Raw genomic sequence first — 14,195 nt, 5'->3', positions numbered from 1 at the left:
GGCCAAGAGCGGCGTCCTCGACATCGGCCGGGCGGAAGAAGATGTAAGAGCGGTTCTGCCACAGGATCTCGTCGGCGCGGTCCGGATGCGCCTTGAACCAGGCGCGGATCGACTGCATCGTCACCTCCGCCAGCGGGATCTCGCCAATCTCGCTCAGGATCTTGCCGGGCCCGGTGAAGCGCTGGCCGGATTTGGCGGCATAGGTGACGCGGGCAAGCCGGCCGTCGGTCATGGCGAGGCGTGCGGCACCTTGCACGTGAATGAAGAAGGCATCGACCTTGTCGGCCAGCCAGGCGATTTCCAGACCCTTGCCATCCAGCGCGCCGCGCTCGATCTCGCCACGGTCGGGATACTCGACCGGCCCGTTCGGCGTCTGGCGCGCGAAAGCGAGATAGGGGTCCAGGCCGGGCGGCCGGTTTGCGTCATCGATATCGACGAGATCGGCCGGGCGCGACAGCAATGGCAGCGAAAACCGGTCCGTGCGCACCGGTGACGCCTCGACTTGCGGTTCGTAGAAACCGGTGACGAGCCCGGCGCCGGCATTTTCGGCAGGGATAAGCGCCGGGACAAAATGGCGCTCGAAAAAGGCGCGGGCTTCCCCGCGGGTCAAAACCGGCGACCGATTCGCCGGCGAAACGATCCGGGCCTCGGCATAGGCATCGGCAAAAGCGTGGAAGTCGACGCCGAGCGCACCACTGCGATAGGGTTTGGTCAGGACATGGAAGGCCGAGCGGCGAAAGGCGGCAAAGGCTGCCTGATGGTCGTCATCGTCCCAGCCGGGCAGATCGCCGAAGGCTTTCTCGACAAAAAGAGGCGATAGCGACACCGGAGCCTCGCCGCGTGTTTCCGAACTAGTCTTCTTCCTCGGTGGCGACGAGCTTCCAGTTCGGATCGCGCGAGCGCGTGTCGCGGGCGAAGGTCCAGACATCCTTGACCTCGGCGACGGTTTCCGGATCGCCATCGATGACGGCACCGGCCTTGTCGCGGGTCGCCGAAATCAGCTCGCTGATGATGCGCAGCGTGACATGCGCCTCGCCGCCCTTCATCTCGGCCGAGACGATGTCGGCCTTGTCGATGCCGACGAAGGAGGATTGGATCTTTTCCGCCTTGGCCTCGCGCTCGCCGATGGCGGCGACAAAACCGTCATAGACCTCGCGCGACAAAAGGTTCTTCAGCGTTTTGCGATCGCCGTCGGCATAAGCCATGACGATCATCTCGTAAGCCATCTTGGCGCCGTCGACGAAACCCTTCGGCTCGAAGGACGGATCATTGTCCTTGATCGTGCGCAGGCCCTTGTTGAGGTCGGTATCGGGCTTGGCGAAAGCGTCGATCGCGGCATAGGTGTCGGGAGCCGGCTCGCCTGGCGGGCGCTTGCGCGGCAGCGAGACGACGTTTTCGGATTTCTGGGCGGCATCCTTGTCGCCGGTGCGAGCCGCCGAATAGGGATCGAAGGGCGGCCGTTCGCTGCCGGTGCGGCGGCCCAGCACATTGCGCAGCTGGAAAAAGATGACCACCGCCGCAATCAGGAAGAAAATCGTGCCGAAGTCGAAGAATCCCATATCTTCCGCCAATCAATCCCTGCCCTGTGGCCGGACCGTCAGGCCCAATGGCCACGGTCGCATAGCGTTCAACATTCAAAGCATATAGAACGCAAGGCGCAATCATTCAAATCAAAGGCAGGCATACCTATCTAACTGCCTCAGTGCCAGCGGCGATTGCTCGCTGGCGGCCAAAACAATCGAAACGATCATAACAATCGAAAAAGGCTGGCAAGACTTGCGCATTTCGCTGCTTCCCTTCTTTCTCCTCGCGCTTCCGCTGCTGGAAATCGCCGGTTTCGTCATCGTCGGCCGCGAGGTCGGCGCGCTGGCGACGGTCGGCCTCGTGCTGGCCTCGAGCATCGCCGGCGTGCTTTTGCTCCGGTACCAGGGTTTTGGTGTGATGGCCCGCATCCGCACCGAGATGGCCGCCGGCCAGAACCCCAGCCGCCACCTTGCGCACGGCGCCATGATCGTGGTTGCGGCGATCCTCCTGATCATCCCCGGCTTCATCACCGACATCATCGGCCTACTGCTGTTCCTGCCGCCATTGCGCGACTTTGCCTGGAGCCGGTTCAAGGGCCGCATTGTCGTCGCCACCGATTTCTCGACCGGCGGTTTTCGCGGCCGCCAGCGCGACAGGGTCATCGACCTCGAGGACGGCGACTATTCGCGCGAGGACGATCTGAAGCGCGGCCCGGATCACAACTCGCCCTGGCGCCGCCTGAAGGACGATTAGCGCCCCGTCCCATCTCCATCCCGCAGCCGGCAAGCAAGGCGGCAAACCTTGTCTTGTCATCCCCGCCATGGTAGCGAACGCCCGATTTCAATTCGGTCAGCGACGCTGCCCAGGCAAGAGGACAAGGCTTATGGCCAGCAAAGATGACGCGCCGGTCGGCGCAGCCAACGGAAACGGCAATGCGGCGCAGCCGTCGCTCAACGTTCTGGCGCAATATGTGAAGGACCTGTCCTTCGAAAGCCCCGGCGCCCCGAATTCGCTGCGCGGCCGCGACAAGGCGCCGGGCATCGCCATCAACGTCAACGTCAACGCCAACCCGCTCTCGGACAAGCAGTTCGACGTCAATCTGACGCTGAACGCCAAGGCGTCCTTCGATCAGGAAGTGCTGTTCAATGTCGAGCTGGTCTATGGCGGCGTGTTCGCCATCGCAGGCTTTCCGCAGGAGCACATGCTGCCGATCCTGTTCATCGAATGCCCGCGCCTTTTGTTCCCGTTCGCCCGGCAGATCATCGCCGAGGCAACCCGCAATGGCGGCTTCCCGCCGCTGATGCTCGACCCGATCGACTTCGCTCAGATGTTCCAGCAGAAGTTGGCCGAGGACGAGGCGTCCAAGGTCAAGGTGAGCTGAGACCTGCTGTCTCGGAAGCGTTTGAAAAGCCCGGCCTCGCGCCGGGTTTTTTGTTTTGGGTGCTGGTGGGACAGCACCTGCTCGAGGTTGGCTGCAAGCTCCCCACGCCTTCGTCATCCTAGGGCGGAGCAAGGAGCGAAGCGACGCGGCGCAGACCCTAGGATCCATGCCGTGACTCAAGCGACGGGTCAAAGCGGACCAGGATCGAGCGCTACCACCCCGTCCCACGAAAAAGCTCGAACCACTCCGGATTGATCTTTTCGATCAATTCAATCTTCCATTGACGAGGCCAGCGTTTAAGCGATTTCTCACGCTGGATGGCATCAGTGACGTCGAAAAATTCTTCGTACCAGACCAATCGTTGAACGCCGTAACGGCTGGTAAAACCTGCACCATCGCCGGATTTGTGCTCCGGTATGCGGCGGCCGAGATCGTTGGTGACACCGATGTAGATGGTGCCACGCTTTTGGCTTGCGGTCATGTAGACATAGCCGGTCATAGATTAGTGCTACCGGGCAATGCGTCGGGAGAACATCCTGATCCGTTACATTCTAAGGCAAACGTCACGGCATGGATCCTAGGGTCTGCGTGGCGTCGCTTCGCTCCTTGCTCCGCCCTAGGATGACGAAGGCGTGGGGCTCTGCGGCCAATTTCGAGGGTCGGCTCTACCAACCTCGCTGCCAACCGGCCTTCACCTTGTCGCTCAGCCGGCCGCAACCTTCAGCCAAAGCGCCTTTTCCCCAAGTGTCCCGACCATGCCGGCGTGCGCGGCGCGTTCGGCTTCGGTGACGCGCGGCGGCAGGGGTGCCGGGCGCTGGCTGATGATGATCTCGATCTGGCGGACATTTTCGCCTTGCGCCGGCGCGGTGGCGCTGTCGAGGATGAGGGCCGCCTGCTTGCCGCCGATCAGCTCGATATAAACCTCGGCCAGCAATTCGGAATCGAGCAGGGCGCCGTGCTTGGTGCGCTTGGTGTTGTCGATGCCGTAGCGCCGGCAGAGCGCATCGAGCGAATTGGGGCCCATCGGGTGCTTGCGGCGCGCCAGCGCCAGCGTGTCGACGACGAGGCCGTTATCGATGACCGGGTGGCCCAGCCGGCCGAATTCGACGTTGAGGAAGCCGACGTCGAAAGTGGCATTGTGGGCGACCAGCTTGGCGCCGTCGGTGAAGTCCAGCCACTCCTGCGCAATCTCGGCAAAGGTCGGCTTGCCCGCGAGGTCCGTCGCGCTGATGCCGTGCACCGCCTGTGCCTCGGCGTGGATCGCGCGGCCTTGCGGGTTGATGTAATGGTGGAAGGTCCTGCCGGTCGGGAAGCGGTTGACCAGCTCGACGCCGCCCAGCTCGATGACGCGGTCGTCGCGCGAATCGAGGCCGGTGGTTTCCGTGTCGAAGATGATCTCACGCATCGAATCAGTCGCTCCAAAGGAGCAGAATCGTGAGACCGGAACAAAATGGCAATGCCTCTTTTCCCTTCTCCCTTGTGGGAGAAGGAAAGCGTCAGCGACCAGACACCCCGATCAATTCTGCAATGATCGCATTCACTTGAGCGCGCGCGGCTTCCATCCCCTGGCCGGTGTCGACGATGAAATCGGCCTGGCGGCGTTTTTCCGCGTCCGGCACCTGCTTGGCCAGGATCGATGCCAATTTTTCTTCCGTCATGCCCGGCCGCGCCAGCACACGCTGGCGCTGGATCTCGGCTGGTGCTGTGACGACGACGACCTTGTCGACGCGGTTGCGGCCGCCGGTTTCGAACAGCAGGGGAATGTCGAGAACAGCGATCGGCGCGCCGGCGTTACGATGCCTGGCCAGAAAGGCATCGGCGTCGGCGCGCACCAGCGGGTGAATGATCGCCTCGAGCCGCTTCAGCGCGACAGCATCGCCGAGCACGCGCGCGCCAAGTTTGGCACGATCGACCACGCCGGCAAGTGTGGTGCCGGGAAAGGCGGCCTCGACCAGGGGGGCTGCCTTGCCGGCGTAGAGGCGATGCACCGTCTCGTCGGAATCATGGACCGGCACGCCGGCGTCAGTGAACATCCTGGCCGTGGTCGACTTGCCCATGCCGATCGAGCCGGTGAGGCCGAGCACGATCATGGCTTCGGCACCAGATCGGCAACGATAAGCGCGCGCAATTCCCCCGTCACCCGCGGCCTGATGCCGAACCAGCGTTCGAAGCCGGGCACGGCCTGATGCAGCAGCATGCCGAGGCCGTCGACCGTCTTCAGATTTCGCGCGCGGGCGGCCGCGAGCAGCGGCGTCTCCAGCGGCACATAGACGATGTCGGTGACGATGGCGTGGTCCGGCAGCCGGGCGGGATCAGCCGACAGGCCTTCATTGCCGTGCATGCCGAGCGCGGTGGTGTTGACCAGCAGGCCGGCATCGCCGAGCAGTTCATCCGTAGCCGCCATGCCATGCGCCGACACGCCGGCGCCGAAACGATCGCGCAATTCTTGCGCCCGGGCCAGAGTGCGGTTGACGATGCGGATGTCGGCAACGCCGCGCTCCTTCAGCGCATGGATGACGGCGCGCGACGCGCCGCCGGCGCCGAGCACCACCGCCGGTCCCGTGCTCGCCCAGCCCGGCGCATGATCGTCGAGGTTGGCGGCAAAGCCGTGACCGTCGGTGTTGCCGCCCCACAGGACGCCGTCCTCGAACCACAGCGTGTTGACGGCGCCGATTTCTTGCGCCGCCTGGTCGCGCTGGTCGGCCAACGCGAAGGCGGCCTCCTTGTGCGGTATGGTGACGTTGCCACCGCGGTAATTGTTTGCCTGCAGCGTTTTCACGAACACGGCAAAATCCTGCGGCGCCACGTCGATCGCCTGGTAGCTTCCGTCGATGCCATGCCTGGCCAGCCAGTGGCCATGGATCTTCGGCGAGCGCGAATGCTTGACCGGATGGCCGGTGACGAACGCTTTCTTTGACGACTCAGCCATCGATCGCCCCCAGGTCACGCAGTTCGGCCAGCAGCGGCAGAAGCGGCAGGCCGACAATGGTGAAATGATCGCCCTCGATTTTCTCGAACAATTGAATGCCTTCGCCTTCGATCTGATAAGCGCCGACGCTGGATAACGCCTTGGCGCCGACGCGGGCGAGGTGGCGGCCGATGAAGGCCGGGTCGAGCTTGCGCATGGTCATTGAGGCGATGCCGACATGCCGCCACAAAACCTTGCCGTCGCGAACCAGAACAGCGGCGCTGTTCAGCTGATGGGTCCTGCCCGACAGCGCCAGCAAATGACGGCGCGCGCCTTCCATGTCAGCCGGCTTGTGGAACACCTCGTCGCCGAGCGACAGCGTCTGGTCGCAGCCGAGCACCAGGGCGCCCGGCCTGCGCTCGCTCACTTCTGTGGCCTTGGCCTCGGCCAGCACCAGGGCGACGTCTTCGGGCGAGACGCCGCTATCCTGCAAAGGCCCCTCGAGCGCGCGCTCGTCGACATCGGCCGGCACCGCCTCGACGTCGGCGCCGGCATTGACCAGCATCGCCTTGCGGAACGGACTGCCGGAAGCGAGGATGAGTTTTTCGGTCATGGTTTTTACGCCTGATGTAGGTTGATGATCCGGTCAGACCGAACCGGAGATGGCTCGAGCAAACTCTGGAACGCTGCGATCCTCTGTCACCGTAACGGCATGGATCCTAGGGTCTGCGCCGCGTCGCTTCGCTCCTTGCTCCGCCCTAGGATGACGAAGGCACAGTGGGCTGACGCTAACTACACGCGTTGGACATTGGCAGAAACGATCCTTCCATTCGTCATCCTAGGGCGAAGCAGGAGCGAAGCTCCGTCGCGGAGACCCTAGGATCCATGCCGTGACCTTTCAAGCGACGCAGCGGTGGGTGTTAGCAACGCATCGCACAGCACGAACTATCTGTTCTTCCCCCGCAGGGCAACGATCGCCGCCGCCGTTTCCTCGATCGAGCGGCGGCTGACGTCGATCATCGGCCAGCCATGGCGCGTGCAGATCTTGCGGGCATAGGCGAGCTCTTCCGAGATGGCGGCGCGGTCGACATAATCGGTCGCCTCATACGAACTGCTGTTGCCGAGAATGCGGTTTTGCCGGACATGCGAGATGCGCTCGGCGGTGGCGATCAGCCCGACGATGAGCGGCTTGCTGGCGGCGACCAGGCTTTCGGGCACCGGCACGCCGAGCACGATCGGAATGTTGGCGGTCTTGATGCCGCGGTTGGCGAGATAGATGCTGGTCGGCGTCTTCGACGTCCGCGAGATGCCGATCAGCACGACATCGGCATCGTCCATGTTGAGCGGCAACTGGCCGTCATCATGGTCCATGGTGAAATTGAGCGCATCGATGCGGCGGAAATATTCGGCGTCGAGAACATGCTGGGCACCGACACGGCGGCCGGCCGGGGTGCCGAGATAGGACTGGAACACGGTCAGTACCGGCTCCAGCACCGATACGCAGGGCAGGCCCATGGCCGCGCAGCGCTCGTCGATGCCGCGCGCCAGCTTCTGGTCGACGACCGTATAGAGGATGATGCCCGGCTCTTCCTCGATGTCCTCGAACACCTTCGCCACCTGCTTTTCGGTGCGGATGAGCGGATAGATGTGCTCGATGGCGCGCGCATCCTTGTACTGCGCCGAAGCCGCCCGGCCGGCGGCGAGCAGCGTTTCGCCAGTCGCGTCGGAAATCAGGTGCAAATGGAAGAAGCTCTGGGGTTTGTTCACAGGGGGTCACCTGGGGCTGTGGGCTTCTGTGGATAAAGCGGGATGAAAAGACGGGGCGGTCGGAGGCGACTGTATCAGATGGCAGTTTGTCCACAATTCGATGCGCTGTCAGCTTCGTCGGGCGACTGGGGACAAGTTTGGGGACGGCTTTTTTCGACTGCGGTCCATCCACAGGACCTGCTTTTCACCGCTGTGCCTAACACTTTGACTCGATTGATCGATTCAGAGCTATCCCCAGAACCCTACATCTGGGAAAGAGAAGCACGCGACAATATGTTGGCTGGTGTTTTCCGGGGCAAAGCGGGACAGGTGGCAACCACCAGAACCAACAGACTCTTAGAATCAGAAGAATCTTAGATATAAGAATCTTTGATTATAGAAGAGGCTGGGAGAAGCGAGCACCCGATGCCCCAGAACCGGATCATGCTGGATGTCCTGAAGGGCAAGGCTCATTTTCCGCCTCCGCTCTGGATGATGCGTCAGGCGGGACGCTATCTGCCGGAATATCGGGAAACGCGCAGACGCGCGGGCTCGTTCCTGGACCTCTGCTATGATCCCGACCTTGCGGTCGAAGTGACCTTGCAGCCGATCGAGCGCTTCGGCTTCGATGCCTCGATCCTGTTTTCCGATATCCTTGTCGTTCCGCATGCGCTTGGCCGTGACGTCCGCTTCGAAGAGGGCAGAGGGCCGCTGCTGACGCCGATCACCGCGCCGGAGATTTTGGCTCTGGAAGGCGAGGTGTTTCACGTGAATCTCGAACCGGTCTACGAGACGGTTCGCCGGTTGCGGGCCAAACTCCCCGAAGAGACAACCCTGATCGGCTTCTGCGGCGCGCCGTGGACGGTGGCGACCTACATGATCGCCGGCCATGGCACACCCGACCAGGCGCCGGCGCGGCTTTTTGCCTATCGCGAGCCGGTGGCCTTTCAACGATTGCTGAAGGTGCTTGCCGAACATTCGGCCGCCTATCTCATCCGCCAGATCGAGGCGGGAGCGGATGTGGTGCAGATTTTCGATTCCTGGTCGGGAGTGCTGGACGATGAAACTTTCGACCTGTTCTGCGTTCAGCCGGTGGCCGAGATCGTTGGCCGGGTGCGGGCGGTTCATCCCGATGTTCCTATCATCGGTTTTCCCAAGGGCGCCGGTTCGCGCTACCGGACCTATCGACAGAAGACCGGCGTAACGGCGCTGGGGATCGACTGGACGGTGCCCCTGATAGCGGCGAAGGATTTGCAGCGCTCGGGTGCGGTTCAGGGCAATCTCGATCCCTTGCGCCTCGTGGCTGGGGGCAAGGCCCTATCCGACGGCGTCGAAGCGATCCTGAAAGCGCTGGGAGATGGGCCGCTGATCTTCAATCTCGGTCACGGCATCACGCCGGAGACGCCGATCGCCCATGTCGAGGCGATGGTGAAACAGGTGCGGAGCGCGACACGCTGATGGCTCGGATGAACAACACGAACAGCACCGGCCAGGCGATGATACGGATGACGATCGGCCTGGGTGTCCTGGTCGTTCTCACCGCGCTTTTGTATTTCGCCGCACCCGACAGTTTTTATCCCTGGGCAAAGGCGATCCATATTCTCGCCGTCATCTCATGGATGGCCGGCATGCTCTATCTGCCGCGGCTGCTGGTCTATCACGCCGATGCCGAGAAGGGCTCGGTGCAGTCGGAAACCTTCAAGGTGATGGAGCGGCGCCTGCTGCGCGGCATCATCAATCCGGCGATGATCGTCACCTGGGTGTTCGGCCTGTGGCTCGCCTGGAAGGGTTTTGGTTTCCAGGGCGGCTGGCTTCACGCCAAGATCGGTGCGGTGCTTTTGCTGTCGGCCGTTCACGGCTATCTGGCCGGCGCGGTGCGCAAATTCGCCGAGGACCGCAATGAAAAACCGGCCAGGCACTGGCGGATGGTCAACGAGATCCCCACATTGCTGATGATCGCAATCGTCATCCTGGTGGTGGTCAAGCCGTTCTGATGCATGTCGCTCAAAACGGCCAGGAGACAATGACTGGCGTTGATGCGTTTTAAGCCTTCATAGGTCACGCAAAACGCAGCTTGCTCTTTCACCCGACCGACGATAAAAGACGGGTCTTCCTTCCCGTCATGCGCCGCCCCTCGTTGTTTTCGGCCGCGCCCGGCATTTGTCGCATCCCGCCGATATTTTCCCAAAGCCTACCCAGACTCCATCTATTCAAGGTCCGTCTATGCAAGAAATGAAACTCGCTGAGTTCAAGAACAAGAAACCGCCAGAGCTGATCGCTTATGCCGAATCGCTCGAGGTCGAAAACGCCAGCGTCATGCGCAAGCAGGAGCTGATGTTTGCGATCCTGAAGAAGCTGGCCGCCCAGGAGATCGAGATCATCGGTGATGGCGTGGTCGAGGTGCTGCAGGACGGTTTCGGCTTCCTGCGCTCCGCCAACGCCAATTATCTGCCAGGTCCCGACGACATCTATATTTCGCCGTCGCAGATCCGGCGCTTTTCGCTGAAGACCGGCGATACAGTCGAAGGGCCGATCCGCAGCCCGAAAGAGGGCGAGCGCTATTTCGCGCTGCTCAAGGTCAACACCATCAATTTCGACGACCCCGAGAAGATCCGTCACAAGATCCACTTCGACAATCTGACGCCGCTCTATCCGACCAAGCGGCTGAAGATGGAGATCGAGAATGTGACCACCAAGGACATCTCGGCCCGCGTGATCGACCTGGTCGCGCCGATCGGCAAGGGGCAGCGCGCCTTGATCAACGCGCAGCCGCGTACGGGCAAGACGGTTCTGATGCAGAACATCGCCCACTCGATCACCGCCAACCATCCGGAATGCTATCTGATCGTGCTGCTGATCGACGAGCGCCCGGAAGAAGTGACCGACATGCAGCGCTCGGTGAAGGGCGAGGTGATCTCCTCGACCTTCGACGAGCCGGCGGTGCGCCACGTGCAGGTCGCCGAAATGGTGATCGAGAAGGCCAAGCGCCTGGTCGAACATGGCCGCGACGTCGTCATCCTGCTCGATTCGATCACCCGTCTCGGCCGCGCCTACAACACCGTCGTGCCGTCATCCGGCAAGGTGCTGACCGGTGGTGTCGACGCCAACGCGCTGCAGCGGCCGAAGCGCTTCTTCGGCGCCGCCCGCAACATCGAGGAAGGCGGCTCGCTGACCATCATCGCCACCGCGCTGATCGATACCGGCAGCCGCATGGACGAAGTCATCTTCGAAGAGTTCAAGGGCACCGGCAACTGCGAAATCCAGCTCGACCGCAAGGTGGCCGACAAGCGCATCTATCCGGCCATGGACATCTTGAAGTCCGGCACCCGCAAGGAAGACCTGCTGGTTTCCAAGCAGGATCTGCAGAAGATCTTCGTGCTGCGCCGCATCCTGGCGCCGATGGGAACCACCGACGCGATCGAGTTCCTGATCGACAAGCTGAAGCAGACCAAGACCAATGCGGATTTCTTCGATTCGATGAACACGTAAGGGCTGGGTCGAGGGCAAATAGGCAGCTGTTCGCGCTGCCCCTCATCCGCCTGCCGGCACCTTCTCTCCGTATAGTGACGGGGAGAAGAGAGGCGGCCGCTATCTCGGCGTTCTTTCCTCTGCGTTGAAAATTGGCGAAGCCATCGATGATCGCGTCTTTCTCCCCGTCACTATACGGGGAGAAATGCCCGGCAGGGCAATGAGGGGCGGCGTCAACGTTCCAGAATTTTGGCCTGATCAAGTAGCGGCGCTACGCTATTGCCGGTGCAACAACCGCTCCAGCTCCTCGGCATCCGTCACCACCGGTAAGCAAACCTGCCCGGTACACAACCATGCGCCCGGCCTTGCAGTCGGCGGCAGGATTCCACCGGGCAGCAGGGGTCGATTCGCTACCGTACCGATCGACACGACAATGTCGACGCGACGCGGGTCCAGGCATCGATTCGCTACCGGAACGAGCTTTGGATCGTCCAGCGCATCCACGATGACCAGTTTGAGCGGCTCGATCGCCAGCGCGCAGGCGTTGACGATGCCGGCCTGGCCGTAGGCCTGCTGCGCAGCACGGCCGGCGGCATGCTCGGCGACTTGCCAGGCCATTTCCTGCAGGTCGAGATTGCCAGTGACGGAGGCCAGCCGGACCAGTGCCTCGATGATCTGGCCGGTGGCGGAGGGAATGGCCTCGTCGACATCGCCGCGGATGCGGATCGGCACGTCGGTGCTGTCCGAGGCGGTCAGGTAATAACCTGTCTTCTCGGTATCGGCGTGCCAATGGTCGAGCTGCTCGACAAACTGGCCGGCCTGGTCGACATAGCTCCAATTCCCAGTGGCCTCGAACAGCGAGATCGCTGCGTTGGTCATGGCGGCATAGTCGGCGGACAAAGCAGGGAACAGTTTTCTGGCGCCGAGCATCGAATGCGGCAGACGGCCGTCGCGGCCGGCAGTGCTGATATGGGCGAAGGCCTTTGCCGCCGTATCGATCCAGTCAGGCCGCGCCAGCGACCGGCCGGCCTCGGCAAGTGCTGCGATCATCTGGCCGTTCCAGTCGGTGAGGGTCTTTGCGTCAAGGCCGGGCCTGACCCGCTCTTCCCGGACTGCAAGGAGTTTCGCCTTGAGCGGGCTGATCTCTTCGCGATCGATCACATAGTGCGATTGCTGGGACAGGGTTTGGTGGACGACCGGCTTGCCTTCCCAGCCATGCGGGCTGGATAGCGTGAAGTGCTTGAAAAACAACGCGGAATCATCGCCAAGAGCGGCTTCGACCTCGTCTCGGCTCCAGGTGTAGAACAGCCCTTCCTCGCCGTCGCTGTCGGCGTCGAGACTGGCGGCAAAAGCGCCGCCGCCGCCGCGCATTTCGCGCAGCAGCCAGTCGATCGTCTCTTCGATTCGTACCCGGAACAATTCATTGCCACTTGCGGCATAGGCCCAGTTGCAGAAGCGGATCAACTGGGCGTTGTCGTAGAGCATTTTTTCGAAATGCGGCACCAGCCATTCGGCGTCGGTCGAGTAACGGCTGAGCCCGCCGCCGATGTGGTCGTAGATGCCGCCGCTGAGCATCTGTTCGAGGCTGTTGAGGACGTCGTCGCGATGGCTGGCATTGCCGTCGCGCAGCCAGGACAACCACAGCGTTTGCATGAACGGGGCATTGGGGAATTTCGGCGCGCCGCGCAAGCCGCCGAGATCGCGGTCGATCATGCCGTCTATGCCCTTGGCAAGCTCAGCCAGCGTGCCGCGATCCAGTCCTGTTTTCGCATGCGAGCCGGCGAGCCGTGCCTCGACATGTGTGGTCAGGCCGTCGGCGCTCTGGTTGAGGCTGGCTCGCTTTTCGCGCCAGGCCTTGTCGACCGCCTCCATCACCTGGATGAAACCGGGGCGGCCATAACGCGGCTCGCGCGGAAAATAGGTGCCGCCCCAGAACGGCTTGCCGTCCGGCGTCAGGAACATGGTCAGCGGCCAGCCGCCTTGCTCGCCCATTGCGGAGAGCGCGGCCATATAGATCTGGTCGATGTCGGGGCGCTCCTCGCGGTCGACCTTGATATTGACGAACAGACGGTTCATGACGGCGGCGACACCGTCGTTCTCGAAGCTTTCATGCGCCATGACATGGCACCAATGGCAGGCGGCATAGCCGACCGAGAGCAGGATCGGCCTGTCCAGCGCCTTTGCCTCGTCAAGCGAGGCCGGAGACCAGGCCCGCCAGTGGACAGGATTGCCGCTGTGCTGCTGCAGATAGGGGCTGGCTTCTTCAGCAAGCAGATTTTGCGCGGGCAACGTCACGATGAACAAACTCGGGTGGTCGGATGGGCGTGAAGCTAGGGCGGTTCGGGTGAGCGGGCAAATGATTTCAGGCGATTCCATCGTAGCACTGTCGAGCGGCCGGCTCCCGGCCGGCGTCGCCGTCATCCGCATTTCCGGCCCGCAGACTCGATTCGTAGTCGAAACGATTGCCGGAGGTATGGTTAAGGACCGCGTCGCGGTCTTGCGCAGGTTCACGGCGCCCGATGGGGCTGTGCTCGACACCGGCCTGGTCGTTTTCTTTCCCGGCCCGGCCAGTTTCACCGGCGAGGACGTCGCGGAATTCCATGTTCATGGCGGTCGTGCCGTTGTGGCAAAAATGCTGGAGACGATCGCTGGCTTTGACGGCGTCAGGCACGCGGAGCCCGGCGAATTCACGCGCCGCGCCTTTCTCAACGGCAAGGTCGACCTGGTCGAGACCGAGGCGCTGGCCGATCTCGTCAATGCGGAGACCGAGGCGCAGCGCCGCTTTGCGGTCCAAAATGCCGAAGGCGTCCAGAGCGAGGTTTACCTCGGCTGGCGCCGCCGGCTTATCCATGCCCGGGCCATGATCGAGGCGGAGATCGATTTCGCCGATGAGGACGATGTTCCCGGTTCCGTTTCGGACACGGTTTGGTCCGATGTCGGGACAATGATCGGCGAGATCGACCGCCACATCGCCGGGTTTCGCGCCGCCGAGATCATTCGCGACGGCTTCGAGGTCGTCATCCTTGGCGCGCCCAACGCCGGTAAGTCGAGTCTGTTCAACGCCCTGGCGCGGCGGGATGCCGCTATAGTAACGGATGAACCAGGCACGACCCGCGACCTGCTTGAAGTGACACTTGATCTTCAGGGGCTGCGGGTCCGGCTCACGGA

General features: G+C 62.5%; 15 protein-coding genes. 6 read left to right on the top strand and 9 right to left on the bottom strand.

Translation table 11 applies throughout. From position 1 onward, the window contains the following. Together EN943_RS26920 and EN943_RS26915 are read right to left on the bottom strand one after the other, a co-directional pair. On the bottom strand, positions 1-826 hold an 826-nt coding region (locus EN943_RS26920; RefSeq protein WP_127415309.1), incomplete at its 3' end, for an MltA domain-containing protein. Positions 827-851: 25 nt separating this feature from the next. After that, positions 852-1,559 (bottom strand): Tim44/TimA family putative adaptor protein, encoded by a 708-nt coding sequence (locus EN943_RS26915; RefSeq protein WP_023813422.1) that lies wholly within the window; start codon positions 1,557-1,559, stop codon positions 852-854. 217 nt (positions 1,560-1,776) lie between these two features. Here EN943_RS26915 and EN943_RS26910 point away from each other — a divergent pair, with 217 nt between their 5' ends. Together EN943_RS26910 and secB are read left to right on the top strand one after the other, a co-directional pair. Further along, on the top strand, positions 1,777-2,277 hold the full coding sequence (locus tag EN943_RS26910; RefSeq protein ID WP_024502218.1) for an FxsA family protein: 501 nt from the start codon (positions 1,777-1,779) through the stop codon (positions 2,275-2,277). A 130-nt stretch (positions 2,278-2,407) separates the two neighbouring features. Next, positions 2,408-2,905 carry a protein-export chaperone SecB gene (gene secB, locus EN943_RS26905; protein WP_023813420.1) on the top strand — a complete coding sequence of 166 codons (498 nt, stop codon included), beginning with the start codon at positions 2,408-2,410 and terminating at the stop codon, positions 2,903-2,905. 211 nt (positions 2,906-3,116) lie between these two features. Here secB and EN943_RS26900 read toward each other — a convergent pair whose 3' ends face one another. The 6 genes from EN943_RS26900 to EN943_RS26875 all read right to left on the bottom strand — a co-directional run bounded on the left by EN943_RS26900 (position 3,117) and on the right by EN943_RS26875 (position 7,580). Continuing rightward, a complete protein-coding gene (locus EN943_RS26900; protein WP_127415308.1) occupies positions 3,117-3,404 on the bottom strand; it encodes a GIY-YIG nuclease family protein in 288 nt (95 codons plus the stop codon). A 204-nt stretch (positions 3,405-3,608) separates the two neighbouring features. Beyond that, positions 3,609-4,310: a DNA polymerase III subunit epsilon gene (gene dnaQ, locus EN943_RS26895; RefSeq protein ID WP_127415307.1), complete on the bottom strand. Its 702-nt coding sequence runs from the start codon at positions 4,308-4,310 to the stop codon at positions 3,609-3,611. Between the two features lie 91 nt (positions 4,311-4,401). Further along, positions 4,402-4,995 (bottom strand): dephospho-CoA kinase, encoded by a 594-nt coding sequence (coaE, locus tag EN943_RS26890; RefSeq protein WP_127415306.1) that lies wholly within the window; start codon positions 4,993-4,995, stop codon positions 4,402-4,404. Further along, positions 4,992-5,834, bottom strand: a complete 843-nt coding sequence (locus EN943_RS26885; protein ID WP_127415305.1) for a shikimate dehydrogenase — start codon at positions 5,832-5,834, stop codon at positions 4,992-4,994. The genes coaE and EN943_RS26885 overlap by 4 nt, the downstream gene beginning before the upstream one ends. Then, positions 5,827-6,426 carry a Maf-like protein gene (locus EN943_RS26880; protein WP_127415304.1) on the bottom strand — a complete coding sequence of 200 codons (600 nt, stop codon included), beginning with the start codon at positions 6,424-6,426 and terminating at the stop codon, positions 5,827-5,829. Before EN943_RS26880 ends, EN943_RS26885 begins: the two co-directional genes overlap by 8 nt. A gap of 332 nt (positions 6,427-6,758) precedes the next feature. After that, entirely contained in the window at positions 6,759-7,580 is an 822-nt protein-coding gene (locus EN943_RS26875; RefSeq protein WP_127415303.1) for a pyruvate, water dikinase regulatory protein, read from the bottom strand. A 405-nt stretch (positions 7,581-7,985) separates the two neighbouring features. Here EN943_RS26875 and hemE point away from each other — a divergent pair, with 405 nt between their 5' ends. From hemE to rho, 3 genes are all read left to right on the top strand, one after another. Continuing rightward, entirely contained in the window at positions 7,986-9,017 is a 1,032-nt protein-coding gene (gene hemE / locus EN943_RS26870; protein WP_127415302.1) for a uroporphyrinogen decarboxylase, read from the top strand. After that, complete coding sequence (gene hemJ / locus EN943_RS26865; protein ID WP_127415301.1) at positions 9,017-9,553, top strand: protoporphyrinogen oxidase HemJ; 537 nt, start codon at positions 9,017-9,019, stop codon at positions 9,551-9,553. Before hemE ends, hemJ begins: the two co-directional genes overlap by 1 nt. A gap of 229 nt (positions 9,554-9,782) precedes the next feature. Further along, the gene (gene rho, locus EN943_RS26860) at positions 9,783-11,048 is read left to right on the top strand and encodes a transcription termination factor Rho (RefSeq protein ID WP_013528732.1); all 1,266 of its coding nucleotides are present in this window, start codon (positions 9,783-9,785) and stop codon (positions 11,046-11,048) included. A gap of 255 nt (positions 11,049-11,303) precedes the next feature. Here rho and EN943_RS26850 read toward each other — a convergent pair whose 3' ends face one another. Beyond that, positions 11,304-13,322, bottom strand: a complete 2,019-nt coding sequence (locus EN943_RS26850; RefSeq protein WP_127415300.1) for a thioredoxin domain-containing protein — start codon at positions 13,320-13,322, stop codon at positions 11,304-11,306. A 61-nt stretch (positions 13,323-13,383) separates the two neighbouring features. Here EN943_RS26850 and mnmE point away from each other — a divergent pair. Beyond that, positions 13,384-14,195, top strand: an 812-nt coding sequence (gene mnmE / locus EN943_RS26845; RefSeq protein WP_127415310.1) for a tRNA uridine-5-carboxymethylaminomethyl(34) synthesis GTPase MnmE, incomplete at its 3' end; no start/stop codon positions are given.

This window comes from Mesorhizobium sp. M7A.F.Ca.US.006.01.1.1, from assembly GCF_003997935.1.
Classification (GTDB): domain Bacteria; phylum Pseudomonadota; class Alphaproteobacteria; order Rhizobiales; family Rhizobiaceae; genus Mesorhizobium.
Note: the sequence above shows the minus strand (reverse complement) of the source record. Positions and strands in the feature narration are given on the sequence as shown.

Excerpts from the sequence above, each read along its gene's own strand:
- hemJ (WP_127415301.1), top strand. The coding sequence starts at position 9,017 with ATGGCTCGGATGAACAACACGAACAGCACCGGCCAGGCGATGATACGG.
- EN943_RS26915 (WP_023813422.1), bottom strand. The coding sequence starts at position 1,559 with ATGGGATTCTTCGACTTCGGCACGATTTTCTTCCTGATTGCGGCGGTG.
- hemE (WP_127415302.1), top strand. The coding sequence starts at position 7,986 with ATGCCCCAGAACCGGATCATGCTGGATGTCCTGAAGGGCAAGGCTCAT.
- coaE (WP_127415306.1), bottom strand. The coding sequence starts at position 4,995 with ATGATCGTGCTCGGCCTCACCGGCTCGATCGGCATGGGCAAGTCGACC.
- dnaQ (WP_127415307.1), bottom strand. The coding sequence starts at position 4,310 with ATGCGTGAGATCATCTTCGACACGGAAACCACCGGCCTCGATTCGCGC.
- EN943_RS26900 (WP_127415308.1), bottom strand. The coding sequence starts at position 3,404 with ATGACCGGCTATGTCTACATGACCGCAAGCCAAAAGCGTGGCACCATC.
- secB (WP_023813420.1), top strand. The coding sequence starts at position 2,408 with ATGGCCAGCAAAGATGACGCGCCGGTCGGCGCAGCCAACGGAAACGGC.
- EN943_RS26880 (WP_127415304.1), bottom strand. The coding sequence starts at position 6,426 with ATGACCGAAAAACTCATCCTCGCTTCCGGCAGTCCGTTCCGCAAGGCG.
- EN943_RS26885 (WP_127415305.1), bottom strand. The coding sequence starts at position 5,834 with ATGGCTGAGTCGTCAAAGAAAGCGTTCGTCACCGGCCATCCGGTCAAG.
- rho (WP_013528732.1), top strand. The coding sequence starts at position 9,783 with ATGCAAGAAATGAAACTCGCTGAGTTCAAGAACAAGAAACCGCCAGAG.